The following is an 18,917-nucleotide window of genomic DNA, read 5'->3' on the forward strand; positions in this document are numbered from 1 at the left end:
TATCTGCAAAATAATCTATAAATTTAATAGCTTATTTATAGCCTCTAATCTGTATATTTTTTCACCATCCGGTCGGTTACAAAACAGTTTTTAATTTTTTAAAAAAGGCAATTTATTTACGTTTCTTTTGTGTATAATTCCGCCAAATTCAGCCTCTGTACAGTGATTGGTTCTTCAATAAATCTACAGAGGTTTTTCTATGGAAATCATTTTGGATTCGGATGCCCAGAACTTTCTTATCGTGGTGGCACACACATGTTTTCTTCCAAAACAGCACATCTAGACCATGCAACACAACATCATGCTCAGCAGCGTTTATCTACACTCTTATGCTTTTTCAGCTTAGGATTGAGTACAGCCGCTTGGGCTCCGCTTATTCCTTATGCCCAGCAGCGACTTCATCTTAATCATGCCGACTTTGGTACATTGTTACTGAGTATCGGTTTGGGTTCCATGATTGCTATGCCGGCAACAGGACTATTGATTCAAAAAGTGGGTTGTCGCGCGATTATATCGGTCGCAATTTTACTTTTATTAATGATTTTACCGACTTTTGCTTTGAGCAATAGCATCATCATTATGTCAGTAGCCTTGTTCTTATTTGGTACCGCTGCAGGTAGCTTAGGTGTTGCTATTAATCTACAAGCTGTAATTGTAGAAAAGAATAGTACTAAAAGCATGATGTCGCAGTTTCATGGTATGTGCAGCTTGGGTGGATTGGCTGGGGTAATGACGGTTACCGCATTGCTTGCGATGGGTATATCACCACTGATGAGTGCTTTGGCAATTTGCAGTTTATTGGTCATCATCGGTTTAATTGCTGTTCCGCATAGTTTGTCTGAAATTGAAAAAGACAAGAAAATTAATCCTGAAGAAATAAACAATAAAACGAGAAAATTTCCTAGCCCACTGGTTCTATTGATGGGTCTGGTGTGTTTTATCGCTTTTCTTTCCGAAGGCTCAGCCATGGATTGGAGTGGTATTTATTTAGTCAGTGAGTATGGCTTAAAGCCGGCATTTGCTGGACTTGCGTATACATTTTTTGCTATCGCGATGACGATTGGACGTTTTGCTGGTCATCATTTACAAAGAATGTTGGGCGAAAAAAATATCATTATTTATAGTGCTATTTGTGCCTCACTGGGTCTTTTCACTGTAGTTATGGCACCGCACTGGATAGTCGTATTAATAGGTTATTCTTTACTGGGTTTAGGTAGCTCGAATATCGTACCGGTGATGTTTTCACGTGTAGGTCGTCAAAATGTTATGCCTAAAGCAGCAGCATTATCATGTGTGTCGACGATGGCTTATAGCGGATCTTTATTGGGACCTGCCTTGGTGGGACTGACCAGTGAAATCATGGGACTCAGCCTTGTTTTTGGGATGATTGCAGCTTTATTAATGTTGATTACCTTTTTAAATCATTTTACTCAGGTTAAAGCTTCTTAATTCTTATCCGCCCAATGAAGTAAATATAAGCCGAAATATCATTAGATATTCCGGCTTTTTAGTGCTTAGAAGAAAGCTGTTTTCTTAGGTATATATTTGCTGATGAGCACGCTGATTATAAGATTTCCGCATAGAAGGTTTAAAAATATTGAATAGCTCAACTCGTCTAAGATCTTTCAAGAAAGCATTCCGCCAGTCATTAATATCAAAACGTTTTAGACCTTGCATTAAATGTTTGTAACGCTCTATACGTTCTGATCTTGACATGGTTAAAGCTTTTTTTAATCCTTTAACCATATCACCACAATTTTCCGGATCTACAATAATGGCCTCCGACATTTGCTCAGCGGCACCGGTATATTTAGAAAGAATCAAAACACCAGGATTGTTAGGATTTTGTGCTGCAATAAATTCCTTTGCAACCAGATTCATGCCATCACGTAATGAATTGACCCAACAGATATCGGACTGACGATAAATTTTCATCAAGGCACCATGCTCTACCGTTTCATTCGTACAATTGATGGGTTGCCAATTATCCTGTGAAAATTCTTGATTAATTAACTCAACTTTTGAATCTATAAGATCGTATAAATTTTTATAAGCCGGGATATCCATACGACATGGACACGCGATTTGTAAATCGGTGACGTGTTTATGATATTCAGGATATTCTTTCAGAAATTCTTCAAAAGCATTAAAACGCTCAATCAATCCTTTGGAATAATCAATCCGATCGACGCTAATAATTGTTTTTTGATCCGCTAAATCATCAAATTCAAATACAGGATGAGAATTTTCCAGTTTTCGTTGAGCGACTTTCTGGATAAGTTCGGGATTAATACCAATTGGGTAGCATTGAATCGTGATCTGACGGAGATTATAGCTTAATACATTAGAATCAATGACCTGAGAAGCCAAGAAATGATGGCAGACATCCATACATTGTTTTTGGTCGTATTCAGTCTGTAAGCCGACCACATCATAATGACAAAGGTCTTGAATGATTGTTTGGGCTGTGGGAATTAAATTCCAGATATTGCTACCCGCAAAGGGAATATGTAAAAAGAATCCAATTCTATTTTGCATGCCCAGTTCACGACAATAACGTGCCACACTGAAAAAATGATAATCATGTACCCAAATAATATCGTCTGGATGAGCGACTTCAGAAAGTTGTTGGGCAAATAAACGGTTGACGTCTTGATAGGTTTTAAATTCTTCTGGCTGATATTCTATTAAGTCTGCACGATCATGCATGGCGGGCCAAAGGGTACGATTTGCAAAACCACAATAGTAGCCGCTGTATTGTTCTTCAGTGAGAGGGGTGGTAATGTATTCCACGCCTTTATATTCAGTCGAACTAAAGTATGGCTCCTGGTGATTTTTAATTTTTTCACCATTCCATCCTAACCATATTCCCCCAATATCGTTCAGCGCATCTTGTAAAGCGACTGCCAAACCGCCTGCAGTGGTTTTATCGGGATTAGGTAAACTCACACGATTCGACAATACAATTAATTTAGACATGCTTTTTCTCCTTTTGATACTTGAGACTGTCTTGAAAGAGGTGTTTTTAAAAATTGTAAATATAAGTCCAGAAAATGAGCGACGTCTGCAACATTTTTAAGGCGACAGCACGCTTGGGTTTCTTCCTCTCCAACTTTTATACTGACGCCGTGATAGTTATTTATTGTTTTAAAACCGGATTCATCCGTTTTATCATCCCCAATAAAAATGGGTAAAAAATTTTGAAAATTATAATGATCTAAAATTTTTTGGATGGCTTGCCCTTTATCAGCCTCTGCAGGTAATAACTCAAATACGTATTTACCTTCATTTATTTTAAATTCTGGCTGCATGCGCTGGATATCATGTGCAATTTTTTTTGCAATTTCAGCCAGTTCTGGATATTGACGATAATGTATGGCGACTGAATAATCTTTATTTTCAATTAATAGCTGAGGATAGCGAAGGCAGGCCTTTTGAACATTGTGTTGCAGCAAAGAAATATCACTTTCATCTACCAATGTATCTAATTTCTGGTCTGAATCTAGGTGTATTTCTAAACCGTGCGTCCCTGCAATAGGTAACTGAAGGGGAGAAAATAGCTGAGAAGCGACTTGTACAGAACGTCCAGTTACAGCAATAACCGGGATATCTAAATCTTTTAACTGCTGTAAGGTTTGCAACGTGGTTTTAGGAATAAAACTTTGCGAAGGATCCGAGTTAAACTCGGAAAGTGTCCCATCTATATCCAGAAATACACAGTATTGTTTTTCTTTAGAATGCTGATGAGAAATAACTTGTAATACGTTTGAAGAATAAGATTTATTACTTAAACATTGGCTTATAGCATTATACATATTTGATATCTACTACTTATTCTGATGAATAACTAATAGCATCAAAAATTTGAATATCGAATAAATTTATTATTAAACCTACATAATTTAAATAAAATTTACATATTTTCTTCTTATTTTAACTCTGTTATTTTTTGTTTTTATTTACATATGCTTACGATTAATTTTAGCATGAGGTATCGTTTTTTATATTCAAAAATTAACAACAAATCGCTTAAATGAACACGAAATTAATGTGAATTTCGTTATTTTAATGGGTGAATTTTTCATCTAAAAATAAAAGTGTTTCTGCTATGTAGCAAGAATAGCCAAGCTTTTAAACTTGAAATCTTTCATTTCAAAATAATTGTCCCCATATAAATATATGACCCACACATAGCCCTACCCAATTAGGGGTACTGCTTAATTTGCTATGGGCAGGAGGTCAACGATATGCTTCAATTTTTCCGGAAGTTATTCTGCATGCACACTTATGAATATTTTGAAGAAGTTGAATGTCGTAAGTGTGGAAAAACCAGACATTGATTAGTTGAAGGCATGATTTTAAGTAAGAAATGTCATATTGAAAAAATTTTAAGCTGGTACCAGTTTTTAGTAAAAAATTTAAGTCTCCATTGAGTAGGTCTTAAAAAATAATTTTCTAAAACCTTATATTTAAAAAAACTAAATATGAGAATTGCTTAATAAGCCTAATCATGCACTTTTATATTCAAGTGGCTTTTATTGCTTTATTTTGGATCAAAAGGTGAGATCCATGGATTTTTAATAAATGAGTCCACTTTAGGTGAGCTCATTTATTACTCATTACGAATTATTTTGTGTGTTTTACCACAAGTACCGGTACATGGCTTGAGGTCAGAATCTCTTGCGCGATACTGCCGAGAACGGCTTTTTTAAAACCGGTACGCCCATGAGAACCAACGACAATTAAATCAACACTTAACTCATCAGCAAGTTTAGCGATAGCCTCACCTGGAGATTGACCGCTAAGAAGTTTGGTCTGGGTTTCAATACCTGCATTGGTAAATTTCAGTCCTAACTCCGCCAAAACATTTTTAGCATGAGCTTTTGCTTCCATATAGTAATCCGTTATTCCAGGTACATTTTTATAAAAACTGACGCTGGTTAAAGGATCTATCACGACAACGCTGGCTATGGTGACTTTACTTCCCAATGCTCTGGCTAAAATCATGGTCTGATCAGCTGCAGCAATGGCAATAGGGGAATCATCAACAGCGACTAAGATGTGTTGGTAATCCATGATACGTTCCTCTTGTTTCAAGATTCGTTATCTACCTAAAGATTAACATAGCTAGTGTACGGTGATAAAAAAGGGTAAAAATCTATCTTTTACTTCTCTTAGCTTGTGAAAGCATTAACGTTCGCAGTTTTCATAGTCGTTATATTTCAACTCATCCGATTGATTATCGGTAATCCTCAACAGGACTATTTACTCCATTTCAGCAAAACATTAATAGAATCATGATTTATAACTGGATGATTGGCTTGAGGCTAACCCGTAACCCAATGATTTAAGAGAATGCTTTAGCTGCTGATCAATCTGCCCAGATAGACGTAGATAAGAAATATTTCAAGGATTTTTTTAAATCGTCACAACTGTCAAAACTATTGGTGACTTCTTTGAAAGCAGAAGTGTATTCACGTTTGTAGGGCTTGCCTGTTAAGGTTTCTGCATGCGTATTTTCATAATCATAGATTGCAGTGCGAAGATATATTTCTAAGATTTTTTTATGTTCGGGAGAGGCACAGTTTTTTTGAACGATTTCATCCGTAGACTGACAATCGAGTTTGACATGACTATAAAATTCATTCGAATTTTGATAAATATTATTTAATGCTTTTGATTCGCTTGCTGATAAGCATTGTGCAGCATGAGCAAAACTACAAGTCAAAGCGATATAAATAGCCAGCAAATGGAATTTCATTTTTTTATGCCTTATTATTTTTTTTCTTAATCTAACCATACAGTCAAAATTTACACAACTACAACATTATAAAATCAGATGAAATAAAAACCTATCCAACTGAATAGGAGTAAAAGTAATGAATAAATTGCGTCGATAAATTCTAATAAGAAGGGGAATATTAAAATAATTAATTGTTATAAATTAGGGAACCATATCGGCTCAAGCTTGGGTTTCCAACGGAATACACAGCACCAGCCGAATGTTGTAGCTTTAAATACAAGTTCTGAGTCATATACTTCAACAAATAAACTATTTTTAGCCATCCTCCTCATTATTATGAAAATAAATATTAAATATGAAAAAAACTTGAATATTAATTTAATTCATGTATTATTAACTCAACTAGAAAAAAAGTCTTGTTTCGGTAAATCTTCTTTAAGTATCGCAGTTTTAGTCATAATCCTTCGTTTTTTCAGATTTTAAGTTCCATTCTTTATTATTTTCCAAGTTACAATCAGTCAATAAAATGGCTTAAATTATTAAAAATCAGTAGGATTTATTATGTCAAACTCAAATGTTGTTAAAGGTACTGTAAAATGGTTCAACGAAACTAAAGGTTTTGGTTTCATTCAACAAGAAAACGGTCCAGATGTTTTTGCTCATTTCAGCGAAATCGCTAGTTCGGGTTTCAAAACCTTAATGGAAGGTCAACAAGTAGAATTCAGCGTTGCACAAGGTCAAAAAGGCCCAAATGCTGTAAATATTGTTGCTATCTAATAGATATCAGAATACAAAAAATTAGATAAATTAAATGTGATGTAAATTACAAATTATTCTTCTTATTTTGTATGCCAAAAAAGCCGAGATTCTCGGCTTTTTTGTGTTTATATACCCTGTAATTTAAATTGCTCGACAGGGCAGTGAACTTAACATTTTCTTCATTTCTTCATTTCTTCATTTCTTCAATTCTTCATTCAATCCAAAAATATCAGCCTCATTTGATCTCTTGAACATCTGATTGCAAAAATCATCTGCAAATTTTCAGTTAAATTTGCCATGATGCTATACACAAGCCATTAGGTTTCTGCGTAGTACTCATGGAGTTATTAGAGTGAATCCAGATCAACAACAAGATATACCTAAGCGGGAATCACGCATTTTTTCAAAAAGTTTTGATTATTCTTTAGATTTCAAAAAGATCAATTTTAGAAAAAGACCCGAGCTGTATCGTATTGGTCGGGGTGAACAAGGGGTACTTCTGGTAGAACCCTATAAATCGGAAATCCTGCCTTATTGGCAATTTGCCGATGAAGATAAAGCTCTGCACAGTAGCGAAAAGATCTATGCGTTATTTTTAGAATATTTAGAATATGATGACTTTGTTGGTGCGGATATGGCCAGAAAGTTTTTGCAAATGGGTTATACCCGCGCGCGTCGCTATGCAAATCATAAAGGCGGTAAGAAATATCAAGGTTCAGTTCCGGCAGATCAAAAAGGGCTGAGTGGGGCACATGGTCGTCCAGAGTTAGCGCGTAGTGCAGAAGATCCTGTTAAAGCTGCGGCAGCACAAATTTTTAAGAAAAAATGGGATGAAGCCAAATTAAATCAGAAGTATCTTGAATTAAAAGAAAAATTTAATGCGTTTATTCAGGAAAATAATAAGTGTCAGCTCTAATAGATGAGCTAAGGATGAGGATCAGTCGCCCTCAGAAATTTAACTGTATTGACATCATATATATTCTAATTATTGGTCAGTCGTTTGTAATAAATACAACATGCCTAACAACTCAAAGATGATCACGCCAATATTATTCTAAATGGGTTCAATGCAGCGCATTTTAATCGGAAAGCAAAATAAAATATTATTGTGAAATCATATAATTAAATTTTATTAAAAATAATTTAGATCAGTGTACGCTGCTTAATAAACTGAAGGGTGCTACAAAAAATCAGTCTGAAATTATCAGCAAATTAAAATATTTATTTTATCTTTCTAACAACATCATCCTGATTAATATAAAAGAATTTCGAAAAATTACAGGATAATAACTATATATCAAGGATTTAATGAAATTATTTTAATTGAAATGATCCAGTTAATTCATCCCTAACAATAAAAATAAAAGGAAAAAATAAGGACCCATAAAATGAAACTATTAAATGCACTCTATGCTGCTATAGGTGTGGGTGTCACTGTTGTTGCCCTCACTGTGGGTGTTGTCAATAAAACGGTTGCCCCAACGCAGCAGACCATCTCAGACTTATCTTACCTAAACCCTCAAACCACATCGAATCCTCCCTTAAGTGGTTCAAGCAATCCCATTATCTCGCTTAAAAATACCAAGTTAGGAACGCGCTTAGCTGAAAGTGAAATTCAACGTCCTTTACTCAGCAATGCCAATGCTACATGGAGCAATTACACTCGACCTGAGGAATATCCTAATATGGTCACGCTGCCATCACAATGGATTACGCTACGGGACGGTACAAGAATCGCAGTTCGGGTGACATTACCTGCAGACGAAGCGGGTAATGCGATTCTAAAAAGCTATCCTGTCATTTTGATTCAAACTTCTTATAATACCGGCGCTGCAGGGCAATTATCGGACATTGCGGGCGGACCCAATCCTGAATTTGTTAAACGCGGTTATGCAACGGTGGTTGCGGATGTACGTGGTACAGGCAGCTCTTCAGGGAAATGGCAGGCTTTTGACAGTATTGAACAACAAGACAGTTATGAAATTATTGACTGGGCCAGCAAACAGTCCTGGTCAAATGGCAAAATTGGTTTATACGGTGTTTCCTACTTGGGGATTACCAGTTTATTAGGTGCATCGACACAGCATCCTGCGATTAAAGCTGCTTTCCCGATGGTTCCAATTGGTGATGGTTACCGTGATATTTTATTTAATGGCGGTCAGCTCAACACAAACTTTATTCCAGTGTGGCTGGGTCTAGTTGGTATACTGGGCGCTTTACCTGTTGATGCTCTCCAAGACGATCCGGTTCAAGGTCTGACTTTAGCTTTGGAAAAAATTAAAAATACCTTATTTGAATTTCAGCTGCCATTGACCTTAGATGCGTTAAAAGGCACTGAAAATTCATTTGACAATGATTTCTGGGGTGAACGTTCAACCTTTAGAGTATGCACCGAAAATCAAAGTCCCAACCTTGGTCGTTGGCGGTACGCGCGATTTGTTCCAGCGCAGTGAACCTTTATGGCTAGAATCACTGAAAGATCATACGACAGCAAAAATTATTATCGGTCCTTGGAACCATTTGCAGGCAGCCATGGGTACAACAGACGGGGATAGCAGTTTGCCACCGCTGACCAATATTGCACTGCAATGGTTTGACCAGTATGTCAAAGGCATGGATACCCAGGCGGATAAAATGCCAAACGTGACCCAATGGGTCTAGGGCAAAGAAAAATATGTCACTACGACAGATTGACCACATACAGCGATGCAACCTGAGCGCCTGTATTTAAATTCTCTAGGTAAACTGACAGCAGCGAAATCTACATTTACTGTGGGCGAGAACTTTATTTTAGAAGCGCCCACTTTTGGCTTATGCTCCAATACTGTTGAAACCGTGACTATAGGTGTAGCTGCATTGCTGCCATTACCGTGTTTGCAAAACAATAATATGTCGAATGTACCTGCGGCTGTATTCAACTCAGAAACCATGCCATCAGACTATTATTTAAATGGCCCTATGCAGGCAGATTTATGGGTTTCTTCAAGTTCAAAAGATATGGGCTTGGTGGTTCGGTTAGCGGATGTAGATCCAAAAACAGGCAATGCTAAAAATCTGAGTACCGGTATTTTGACTGCTTCGCTACGTAAAGTAGATGAAAAACGCTCACGTTATGTGAATGGTGTGATGATCCAGCCTTGGCAGACCTTTAAATATTCTGATATGCAGCCACTGGAGAAAAATAAACCCGTCTTGATGCAGATTGAAATTTCGCCTACTGCTGCTGTTATTCCAAAAGGACACCATCTGCAGGTTTCTGTGGTTGCCAGCGATATTTGGAAAGGGGTCGCGCCAATTACCACCAGTTTAAGTTCTTCATTGAATGGTTCTATTTCAATTTACTCAAACTCTCAATATCCCTCAAGTATTGTGCTACCAAAAGTGCCGAATCAGTATTTAAGTCAATAATTCTTTCAATCTTTTGTATACGAAAAATCCCACGACAGTTTGTTTTGGGATTTTTTAAAGCTTAATCGCGAATGTGAAGAATATTCATTAATTTAATGGAATAGGTTCATGAACTTGCTACGAGAAGTAATAATTTTTAGGATTGAGAAAGTCCAACAAGCCTAATATTCGATCTTTAACTTCTAAGCTTTGAAATGAATGTTGTTGAATCTTATCCATGATCTTTTATGAAATTCAGTTTTTAATGTCCAAGTATGTTCGACATAAAGATAGGGTTTATATCTAACCTTTGTATAGAGTCATTTGGATAAAGTTAAACAGAGTGAATATGCTGATATTTTCTAAGCTTGAGATGAGCTAAATTCATTATGTATGATTTTAGATGCATTCTAAAGTGACAGTTATTCCTGCTCAAATAACAAAATAAAAATGTTCTCTAGAGAAATTTCAAGCCAAATACTAAATTCAATTTATGCTTTTTAAAAGCATCTTTTCTAAGTAAATATTTTAGCTATCTTTCGAAATAAATTTTTGTTAATTATTGTTTCTTATGATTTTTATATATTATATAAAGACAAAGCCTAAAATTTTTTATCAACCATTTCACCTTGGTTTAATTAATTTATATTATTAAAGATTGGTTACTCAGTTTTTCTATCTTGTTCCATTATTAATATAATAAAACCAATAAACATGAATTTTATTCATCTTTACTTGAGATCAAATCATTTTTATTCATGTTTTGATTCAAGTATAAATTACTTCATACAGAAAATTTGTTTTTATCTAAAAAAATAGGGTAGTGCATCACCATGAGTAAAGAGTTTGCATGTTCAATTAAACGTATTCGTTTCGATGAAAATTATCATCCTGCCAATAACACACGTCTGACCACGAATTTTGCCAATTTGGCGCGCGGTGAGTTTCGTCAAGAGAACTTGCGCAAAACTTTAAACATGATGACCAACCGTTTTAATGCTTTGGCACATTGCGACAACCCAACCGCAGACCGCTATTCAGTTGAAATTGACATCATTTCTTTTGATCTGGATGTTGCAGGCGACGGCAATACCTTTCCTGTGATTGAAATGTTGAAAAGCACAATTGTGGATCATAAAACCAATCAACGTATTGATGGCATGATCGGAAATAGCTTCTCATCTTATGTACGTGATTATGATTTTAGCGTGGTACTTCCAGAACATCGCAACAAAAAATTGGCATCGGGGGCACCAGAACAATTTGGTAATTTACATGGCAAGCTATTTCAATATGTCTTAAATACTGAGGCATACACCGCCAACTTTAATAAGGCACCGGTGATTTGCCTGAGTGTTTCAACCACAAAAACCTATTATCGTACTGCCAATGTGCATCCGGTATTGGGCGTTGAATACAAACAAGATGATTATTCACTCACAGATGAATACTTCCACAAGATGGGCTTACAGGTACGTTATTTCATGCCTGAAAATGCTGTTGCGCCTTTAGCATTCTATTTTAACGGTGATTTAACCCGTGATTACACTGATCTAGAGCTTATCAGTGCTATTAGCACCATGGAAACCTTCCAAAAGATTTACCGTCCTGAAATTTACAATGCCAATGCGGCGGCAGGGCAAGTGTATCAAGCAAGTTTGAACTATCAGGATTATTCACTCACGCGCATTGATTATGACCGAGTAGAGCGTGGTCAATTGGCGGTGAAGCAAGGGAAGTGGACTGAAGAAAACTTTATCAAGCCTTATCAAGAGATTCTTGAACAATGGGCTGCAAGTTACACAGTTCAAAACCGTGCTGTTTTAAAAGATATTGCTGCCTAAAAAACATGCTGCTGAATTCAGCGAAATAGATACGTTAAACCAAATATAGAAGACACTGTACATGAAACTATTATTACCAACCTCAACAGCAGGCAGCTTACCAAAACCCTCTTGGCTTGCAGAACCAGAGAAGCTTTGGTCGCCGTGGAAATTGCAAGGCGAAGAGTTGCTCGAAGCCAAACAAGATGCATTGCGTTTGTCATTACAAGAACAAGTACATGCAGGGATTGATATTGTCAGCGATGGCGAACAAACCCGTCAACATTTTGTCACTACATTTATTGAACATCTTGATGGTGTTGATTTTGAAAAACGTGAGACAGTGCGCATCCGTAATCGTTACGATGCCAGCGTACCGAGTGTAGTTGGTGCAGTCAGCCGTCAAAAACCTGTTTTTGTGGAAGATGCTAAGTTTTTACGCAGCCAAACTGATCAACCGATTAAATGGGCGCTGCCAGGTCCTATGACCATGATTGATACGCTGTATGATGGTCACTATAAAAGCCGCGAAAAACTGGCGTGGGAATTTGCCAAAATTCTTAATCAGGAAGCACGTGAATTAGAAGCTGCGGGTGTTGATATTATCCAGTTTGATGAACCTGCCTTTAATGTGTTCTTTGATGAAGTGAATGATTGGGGCGTGGCGACATTAGAACGTGCACTTGAAGGCCTAAAATGTGAAACCGCCGTGCACATTTGTTATGGCTACGGGATTAAAGCCAATACCGATTGGAAAAAAAGCTTGGGTTCAGAATGGCGTCAATACGAAGAAGCCTTCCCGAAACTGCAAAAATCCAAAATTGATATCGTGTCTTTAGAGTGCCAAAACTCTCGTGTGCCAATGGATCTGATTGAACTGATTCGCGGTAAAAAAGTAATGGTTGGCGCAATTGATGTGGCAAGCAACACCATTGAAACAGCAGAACAAGTTGCTGAGACCTTAAGAAAAGCACTGCAATTTGTTGATGCGGATAAGCTTTATCCTTCAACGAATTGTGGCATGGCGCCTTTATCGCGTCAGGTGGCATGTGGCAAGCTGAATGCTTTAAGTGCAGGTGCGGAAATCGTCCGAAAAGAACTCTCTGCCTAGGACCCACCAGTTTCGTGATGTGTGAAAGGTTAACTCGTTTGGTTTGATTGGATATTCCTGATCAAACCAGCAACCCTCACTTCAATCAAAAAGATGCATCATTTCTACTTACAACTCATTCAGATGATAGACCTACGTGAAGCAATTGCATGCTATGGCTAATTCTAAACAACAAATTACCTTTCATTTAAGGAACAAAGTGATGATTGAAGCAGCAGACTTTAGAAATGCAATGTCTTTATTAACCAGTGCGGTCCATGTGGTGACCACAGCAGGGGTATCTGGTCGTTATGGATTCACTGCATCTGCGGTATGTAGTGTAACGGATACACCGCCGACATTATTGGTCTGTATGAATAAAGCATCTAGCTCACATGCACATTTTGTAGACAATAAGATTTTAACGGTGAATGTTTTAGGCGCGCAGCATGAACATCTTTCCAAAGTATTTTCATCGAAAATGAGTTCAGAAGATCGCTTTAAACATGCAACTTGGACAGCATTAAAAACGGGCGCACCAGTTTTAGAGGATGCTTTGGTGAGTTTTGATTGTGAGATTGAGCAAATTCAAGAAGTCGGAACACATACTGTTTTTATGTGTCCTATTGTAGCGATTCAACAAAGTCAGCTTGAACACAGTCTAGTTTATTTTAATCGTGCTTATCATCATGTGGGTGAAGCAGAAATCGCTTAAACCAACTTTTTCAATATGAAACTCTTAAGCAAGTAAATGTATTGTGGAATTAATTATTTTATTAGCCATATAAGTAGCCAGTATTCTAGTTTAAATAGTCATTGCACAAGCAACAACAAAGTTAGAAATAGGCTATGTGCATAATATCTTATTTAACATAATATACATTATACGAAATGCGATTGTTAGAAACCATTTAAAGTGTCTATATTCTCACCAATAAAAATGTCTGGTTTATGATGATTTTTATCACGATGGACTGGATATAAAATATAGATGCTGATCACTATGTCTGATAAAGAAATTCAACGTCTTGCAGTTCTGGCACATATTCAACAGCAGCATGAAGAGTTGGAAAAACAAAATAAACGTTCCCATGCCAAGAAAAGTATGCCGAGTCGTAAAGCTCAGAAAGCCATCATTGAACAAAAAAAGTTAAATCCTGTGCTTGACTCTTGTGGTTAAAAACAGGACATTTTAAATGGTTTATCGCATAGACATTTTAATTGGTGAATAACAAAAGATATTTATAAAAAGCCACGAGTATGTGGCTTTTTATAAATATCTTATAGAACTTCAAACTCAATCCGACGGTTCTTCTTGCGACCTTCAGCTGTTGTATTATCTGCAACCGGTTTATTTGAACCTAAACCCTCAACACTTAAACGATCTGTTGGAATATTTTTTGCAATTAAATAATTTTTAACAGCATCTGCACGATTCTGGCTTAAAGTTAAATTTTTAGCTGGATCACCTGAACTATCCGTATGACCAATCACTTTTACTTTCTTCCCAGCAACCTTATTTAATGCAGTCGCCATCTCATCCAAAATTTTGGTGCCTGATTCAGCCAATATTGCACTTCCAGATTCAAACTCAATAATTCGGTTTTTTAAAGCCGCATCAATAATTTTCTGTTCTGCCTGATTCACTGTTAATTTAGCATTTAAACGATATGGTGTTTCAACCAAACTCTGAAAATTTGCTGTGGTTGGCTGAAGATCATTTTGATTTGATATTTTTCCAATTAATTCAACCTGTGTACCACGTACAGACAATTTTCCTTGTTTAACTTTTTTTAGGTCCTCCGTAATGACTTTTGCAACAGAATCACTCCAGCCATTTGGTGCAGATACAGCACGAACCTGAATTTTATCAATTACTTGATCTGCACCATAAACAGCAAACATTTTATTCAAAATCGCTTGTTTACTTGCTTCATTGGGTACAGCACCTTCAACTATAATCGGTTCTGCGTAGGCAATAACTAAGACACTAGACATAAAAAAAGCGATATAAGAAATACTTTTAATTATTTGTTTTTTCATAATTTTTATTCATTAATAATATTTGTTAAATAATTTTATAGCTTGGCTTAAGCTCAAAAAGAACAATTAAGCACTTATTCTCATTAACTGTGAAAATGAATGAATCGTTGATTCAAGTGCTTCAGTAATCCTTTGATTTATCAATTGAATTAAAGCAGATTGACCACAGTTTTCTAGGAAGTCGCCACGTGCAGGACATTTACCATAATAAAGTAGTAACGTTTTTATTTCATGCATCATGGTGTTGCTCCATGAAGATCCGTTAATGGCGACATTGCACTATCTTTAACTGCCGTCACAGGTGTCGGTGCTGCTTGAGCAGCGACAACACGTATGGCTTTACTATTTACCACATGATTAACCAATTGCGTGCCAGCATAGCCCCGGCTTGAACCAATCTGTCCTGAATTGCCACTAATTAAACGAAAATTCACTTTCACAGCCAAGTTCGGATTTTTTTGATCTTTCCAAATCAATTCAAAACTACCATCGTGTTGGGTACGTTGCGCACTATCAATTAAGCGATTAATGCCATATTCACCCGGCTCATCAAAAATCGTATGGGTCTGCCCTTCCAAATCTAAGACTGTAATACGCGCACCTGGAATAGATCCCGGGTTTGGCCAGACAAAATTCACCCATTGTTGAATGCCATTTTCATAGACCATTCTTTGTCCATCAATATCAATGGTATAAGAAAATAGCTGGGTATTTTCCAATGGGTAAAACTGGAAATTAGATTGATTGGTTGCCGCAGGTGCTGTGGTCTGATTCAATTCTCCTGTTGCCATACCATGACTTGGTGCTACATAACTCTGGAAATTCATGACAAATTCAGGATTCAGACTCAGCCCTAAATCTTTCCATGTTTTAGAGGTCAAGGTATAGCCACGACGAATCACCAATGGGTCAAGATTGTCTTTCACAAAACGTGCAATGCTGCCATTTTCACCCAAAATTTGATTAATTTCATGACTGGTTGCTTGTAAGCTAGCAGAAGAATTAAATGGATATTTCTGGCTTAAATTCGCTGTAAAGGGCTGATTGGCTTGTAGCATCCACAACTTATTAATTTCATCCTGAGCAGGAATCAATAAACTATCAAATGACTGTGTTAACGGACTCATCAATAATTTTTGTAAAACCTGTTGATCCAATTCATTCAGACCAACGGACATTTTTTCATCAATAATTTTTTGGGCACTATTAAAGACTGAATTTTGGTCATTAATGGTTTGCTTGACTATAGTCATGGCTGAAGGACCAATATCCCCTGCACTTTTTAGATCATTAAACTTGCTCCGTACTTGGGCAAGTGATTGCATATATTCATCGAATAAAGATTTGTTCTGCTGATCATCACGCTTACGCAGCATTTGGTAGAACATCTGGAATTCTTTAGAAATCACGCCCTGTGCATGATTTGATGTTTGTTGTGCCACTTTAGCTTCATGATTACTTAAAACTTTAGCTTTAAACCATGCCATGAAACCTGTTTGTGGTGCAGCGAGTTCTGCTTGAACAACAGGATTATCCCAACTGGTTTCTCTCGCAATATGAGTGATCATAAAACGAAGTGGTGAATTTTCTGGTTCACCTAATATTTCTATATTTTTAGCCTGTTGTTTAAAATTATTGGTTTTTGCGTAGTGAATGCCATTCAAGAATTTACGCCATTCAGCAATATATTCCTGTTTATACAATGCAGTTAACTGCTTGCGAATCTGGTCGGGACTTCCACTAAAAGTCAGGTCATCCGATTGTGTGCTGTTTAACACCCAATCCTTACTATCCGTTGGACGGTTCGCTGCTTCATCAATGGCTTTTTCTACATAATCAGACCATGCTTTATAGGTAAATATGCCAGGTAAGGCATAACTGCCCAGTACTGTATTTTGGTTATTCTCCCCAACTAACTGCTTCATAGTGACGGTTGGATAACGAACTGCTGCACGCATTTTTATTTCGTTATAGACACGGTCACGTGCAGGCATGCCACGAATCACGGACAATAAAACCTGACGCGTTTGATCGACCAGCAAAGTATCCGATTCAAGAATAGGAAATTTCTGCTCATTGGTTAGGGTCATACTATAGGATAAAATTTGCTCCGCTTTCTGTATCATTTCACCACGCGGCATTTGTCCTCGATTTGAATCCAGCCAGGAGCGCCAGAAACGTGTCACTTGATCACTTAAATGACTTGCATCCATATATTGTGCGTTGCTCATCATTAAATAAGCCTTTAATGCGTTATAAGCATCTTGAGGATTGGTTTCAGACGGCTCTAAATATTGTTGATTTTTAGCAACCTGTTTTATTTCTACATTGACATGATTGGTTTTTAAGGTGGTTTGATTGCTTTTTACCCGTTGCAAATACTGAATAATATTTTGCTGTGTCGGCTGTAAAACAATTTGTTTCACGCCTTTTAAATATTCCACTTTTAACTTATCACGCAATTCATTGCCTTGATATAAGCCAAAACCCAATTGAATAGGCTGATCTTGCTCAAACTGATCAAGTTGTTGCATACGCTCTTGTAAAATCAACAAGGCGTTCAATTGGGTGAACAGTTCTTGTCCTGACTGTTTTTCAAGTTGCATAACCTTGTCCAGATCAGCCTGAACATCAGCAATCAATTGTTGATTATTACGATATGACCATACCCATAAACTTAAAATAATCGACACACCTAACAAAGCCGCAATAAAAGCAAGATAACGCTGTTTCTTACGTCCCGGATTAATATGCTGTTTAACCAGATTCTTGTCTTTTAAAATCACATCTGAAAATAAGCCTTTCAGGAAGTAGCCATGATTTTTGGCAGTCAAATTGGTCGGTATACCACTTTCACTATTTGGGCTTTTAAATAAATTAAAATCCTGTGCAAGCTGTTCTGTCATTGGACTTTCGACCCTGCCTTCCTGTAAGGCACTGGTGAAATAAAAGCCACGGAACACCGGTTTAAACTGATAGGGGTTTTCTTCAAATAAAGTCTCAATAAAGGTTTTTAGGACAGGTTTTAGGCTTTTAAACTCCAAAGGAAATGTCATTACACTCGGTGAGATATTTTGCGAATGACGACGACTGAGATGCGTAGTGCTTAGTCCTTTTAAACCATCATATAGAACAGAATAATGCTGTTCAAAAAGCTCAACGGCATTATTTGCAGAATTTGGGTCATACTTTAAGGTTGCACCCCACACCTGATCAAATTCATTGACTTCATAACATTCAAAAAACTCAGTAAATCCAGCAATTAAATCCATTTTGGAAAATACCAGATAGACCGGTGCAAGAATCTCTAAACGTTCGGTTAAGTCTTGAATGCGTGCCCTTAAATTTTTCGCCAGTTTGATTGATTTTTCAGGACTTTGACTCACTAGTTCAGCAATACTGACAATCACAATTAAACCGTTAATTGGTGCTTTAGACCGGCTTTTCTTTAATAAACCTAAAAAGCCTAACCATTCTGAATGGTCTTCAGCATAAACCGAATAACGCCCGGCAGTATCGAGCAAAACCCCTTCAGTTGAGAAAAACCAGTCGCAGTTTCTCGTCCCGCTTAAGCTTGAAGAAAGCATTTTTTGATGTGATGCTTCAAAGGGAAACTTCAGCCCTGAATGATAAATAGCCGAACTTTTGCCTGCTGCCGGATTACCAATCACCATATACCAAGGTAATTCATATAAGGCAGCATTGCCCTTTTTATCTCCCAGTTTTGACTTACAAATCAACTGGATCGATTCCTTCATTTGCTGATTGATCAGTTGTAATTCATCTTTATCTTTCTGTTTGCCATATTCAGCCTGGGTATCGTTTTGAATGGTCTCAGCAAGGACCTGCCCTTGTCGAGCATGACGATATTTTTGAATCAGCCAATATATGCCATAGCCGATGAGTGCCAAAATATAAGCTGTGACTAACGCCCAAAAAATATTTCGGGGAATGATATTATATGAAGAAACCAATGCCACCAAAAAAGATAATGCAATGATGGCTTTAGGATGAGTTAGATACTGCCAGACATAGCCTAAAATGATATAAAACATGCGATTCTCGTTATTTT

The 18,917-nt window shown here is 37.0% G+C and carries 15 protein-coding genes and 2 pseudogenes; 10 read left to right on the forward strand and 7 right to left on the reverse strand.

What is annotated here, in order from left to right; translation table 11 throughout:
- Nucleotides 1–255 precede the first annotated feature (255 nt).
- Nucleotides 256–1,449 carry an MFS transporter gene (locus E0H81_RS06685; RefSeq protein WP_131317605.1) on the forward strand — a complete coding sequence of 398 codons (1,194 nt, stop codon included), beginning with the start codon at nt 256–258 and terminating at the stop codon, nt 1,447–1,449.
- An 84-nt stretch (nt 1,450–1,533) separates the two neighbouring features.
- Here the strand turns inward: E0H81_RS06685 and E0H81_RS06690 are convergent, their stop codons facing one another.
- The 4 genes from E0H81_RS06690 to E0H81_RS06705 form a co-directional block, all read right to left on the reverse strand.
- Nucleotides 1,534–2,979, reverse strand: coding sequence for an alpha,alpha-trehalose-phosphate synthase (UDP-forming) (locus tag E0H81_RS06690; RefSeq protein WP_131317607.1), 1,446 nt, complete (start codon nt 2,977–2,979; stop codon nt 1,534–1,536).
- Nucleotides 2,967–3,815: a trehalose-phosphatase gene (gene otsB / locus E0H81_RS06695; RefSeq protein ID WP_131317609.1), complete on the reverse strand. Its 849-nt coding sequence runs from the start codon at nt 3,813–3,815 to the stop codon at nt 2,967–2,969. The genes E0H81_RS06690 and otsB overlap by 13 nt, the downstream gene beginning before the upstream one ends.
- 811 nt (nt 3,816–4,626) lie before the next feature.
- On the reverse strand, nt 4,627–5,076 hold the full coding sequence (locus tag E0H81_RS06700; RefSeq protein WP_131317611.1) for a universal stress protein: 450 nt from the start codon (nt 5,074–5,076) through the stop codon (nt 4,627–4,629).
- Nucleotides 5,077–5,371: 295 nt separating this feature from the next.
- Nucleotides 5,372–5,761 (reverse strand): hypothetical protein, encoded by a 390-nt coding sequence (locus tag E0H81_RS06705; RefSeq protein WP_131317613.1) that lies wholly within the window; start codon nt 5,759–5,761, stop codon nt 5,372–5,374.
- 543 nt (nt 5,762–6,304) lie between these two features.
- On the opposite strand from E0H81_RS06705, the gene E0H81_RS06710 reads away from it, so the two are divergent.
- The 9 genes and pseudogenes from E0H81_RS06710 to E0H81_RS06750 all read left to right on the forward strand — a co-directional run.
- Entirely contained in the window at nt 6,305–6,520 is a 216-nt protein-coding gene (locus E0H81_RS06710; protein WP_067723482.1) for a cold-shock protein, read from the forward strand.
- A gap of 334 nt (nt 6,521–6,854) precedes the next feature.
- On the forward strand, nt 6,855–7,418 hold the full coding sequence (locus E0H81_RS06715) for a DUF4385 domain-containing protein (RefSeq protein ID WP_131317615.1): 564 nt from the start codon (nt 6,855–6,857) through the stop codon (nt 7,416–7,418).
- A gap of 472 nt (nt 7,419–7,890) precedes the next feature.
- Nucleotides 7,891–8,955, forward strand: a complete 1,065-nt coding sequence (locus E0H81_RS16315; protein ID WP_131317617.1) for a CocE/NonD family hydrolase — start codon at nt 7,891–7,893, stop codon at nt 8,953–8,955.
- Nucleotides 8,867–9,163 (forward strand): CocE/NonD family hydrolase, encoded by a 297-nt coding sequence (locus tag E0H81_RS16320; protein WP_165492598.1) that lies wholly within the window; start codon nt 8,867–8,869, stop codon nt 9,161–9,163. The genes E0H81_RS16315 and E0H81_RS16320 overlap by 89 nt, the downstream gene beginning before the upstream one ends.
- Nucleotides 9,164–9,208: 45 nt before the next feature.
- The gene (locus tag E0H81_RS06730) at nt 9,209–9,910 is read left to right on the forward strand and encodes a CocE/NonD family hydrolase C-terminal non-catalytic domain-containing protein (protein ID WP_131317621.1); all 702 of its coding nucleotides are present in this window, start codon (nt 9,209–9,211) and stop codon (nt 9,908–9,910) included.
- 812 nt (nt 9,911–10,722) lie between these two features.
- Nucleotides 10,723–11,733 (forward strand): DUF1852 domain-containing protein, encoded by a 1,011-nt coding sequence (locus tag E0H81_RS06735; protein ID WP_131317623.1) that lies wholly within the window; start codon nt 10,723–10,725, stop codon nt 11,731–11,733.
- 61 nt (nt 11,734–11,794) lie between these two features.
- Entirely contained in the window at nt 11,795–12,823 is a 1,029-nt protein-coding gene (locus E0H81_RS06740; protein ID WP_131317625.1) for a methionine synthase, read from the forward strand.
- A gap of 202 nt (nt 12,824–13,025) precedes the next feature.
- Complete coding sequence (locus tag E0H81_RS06745) at nt 13,026–13,517, forward strand: flavin reductase (protein ID WP_131317733.1); 492 nt, start codon at nt 13,026–13,028, stop codon at nt 13,515–13,517.
- Between the two features lie 318 nt (nt 13,518–13,835).
- Nucleotides 13,836–13,982, forward strand: a pseudogene (locus tag E0H81_RS06750) (ISNCY family transposase); the annotation flags it as partial.
- A 101-nt stretch (nt 13,983–14,083) separates the two neighbouring features.
- Here the strand turns inward: E0H81_RS06750 and E0H81_RS06755 are convergent.
- From E0H81_RS06755 to tssM, 3 genes and pseudogenes are all read right to left on the reverse strand, one after another.
- Entirely contained in the window at nt 14,084–14,800 is a 717-nt protein-coding gene (locus E0H81_RS06755; RefSeq protein ID WP_244926510.1) for an OmpA family protein, read from the reverse strand.
- 141 nt (nt 14,801–14,941) lie between these two features.
- Nucleotides 14,942–15,082: pseudogene (locus tag E0H81_RS16120) on the reverse strand (type VI secretion system-associated protein TagF); the annotation flags it as partial.
- Nucleotides 15,082–18,900 (reverse strand): type VI secretion system membrane subunit TssM, encoded by a 3,819-nt coding sequence (gene tssM, locus E0H81_RS06765; protein ID WP_131317629.1) that lies wholly within the window; start codon nt 18,898–18,900, stop codon nt 15,082–15,084. The pseudogene E0H81_RS16120 and the gene tssM, both read right to left, overlap by 1 nt.
- Nucleotides 18,901–18,917 lie beyond the last annotated feature (17 nt).

Source organism: Acinetobacter terrestris, assembly GCF_004331155.1.
Classification (GTDB): domain Bacteria; phylum Pseudomonadota; class Gammaproteobacteria; order Pseudomonadales; family Moraxellaceae; genus Acinetobacter; species Acinetobacter terrestris.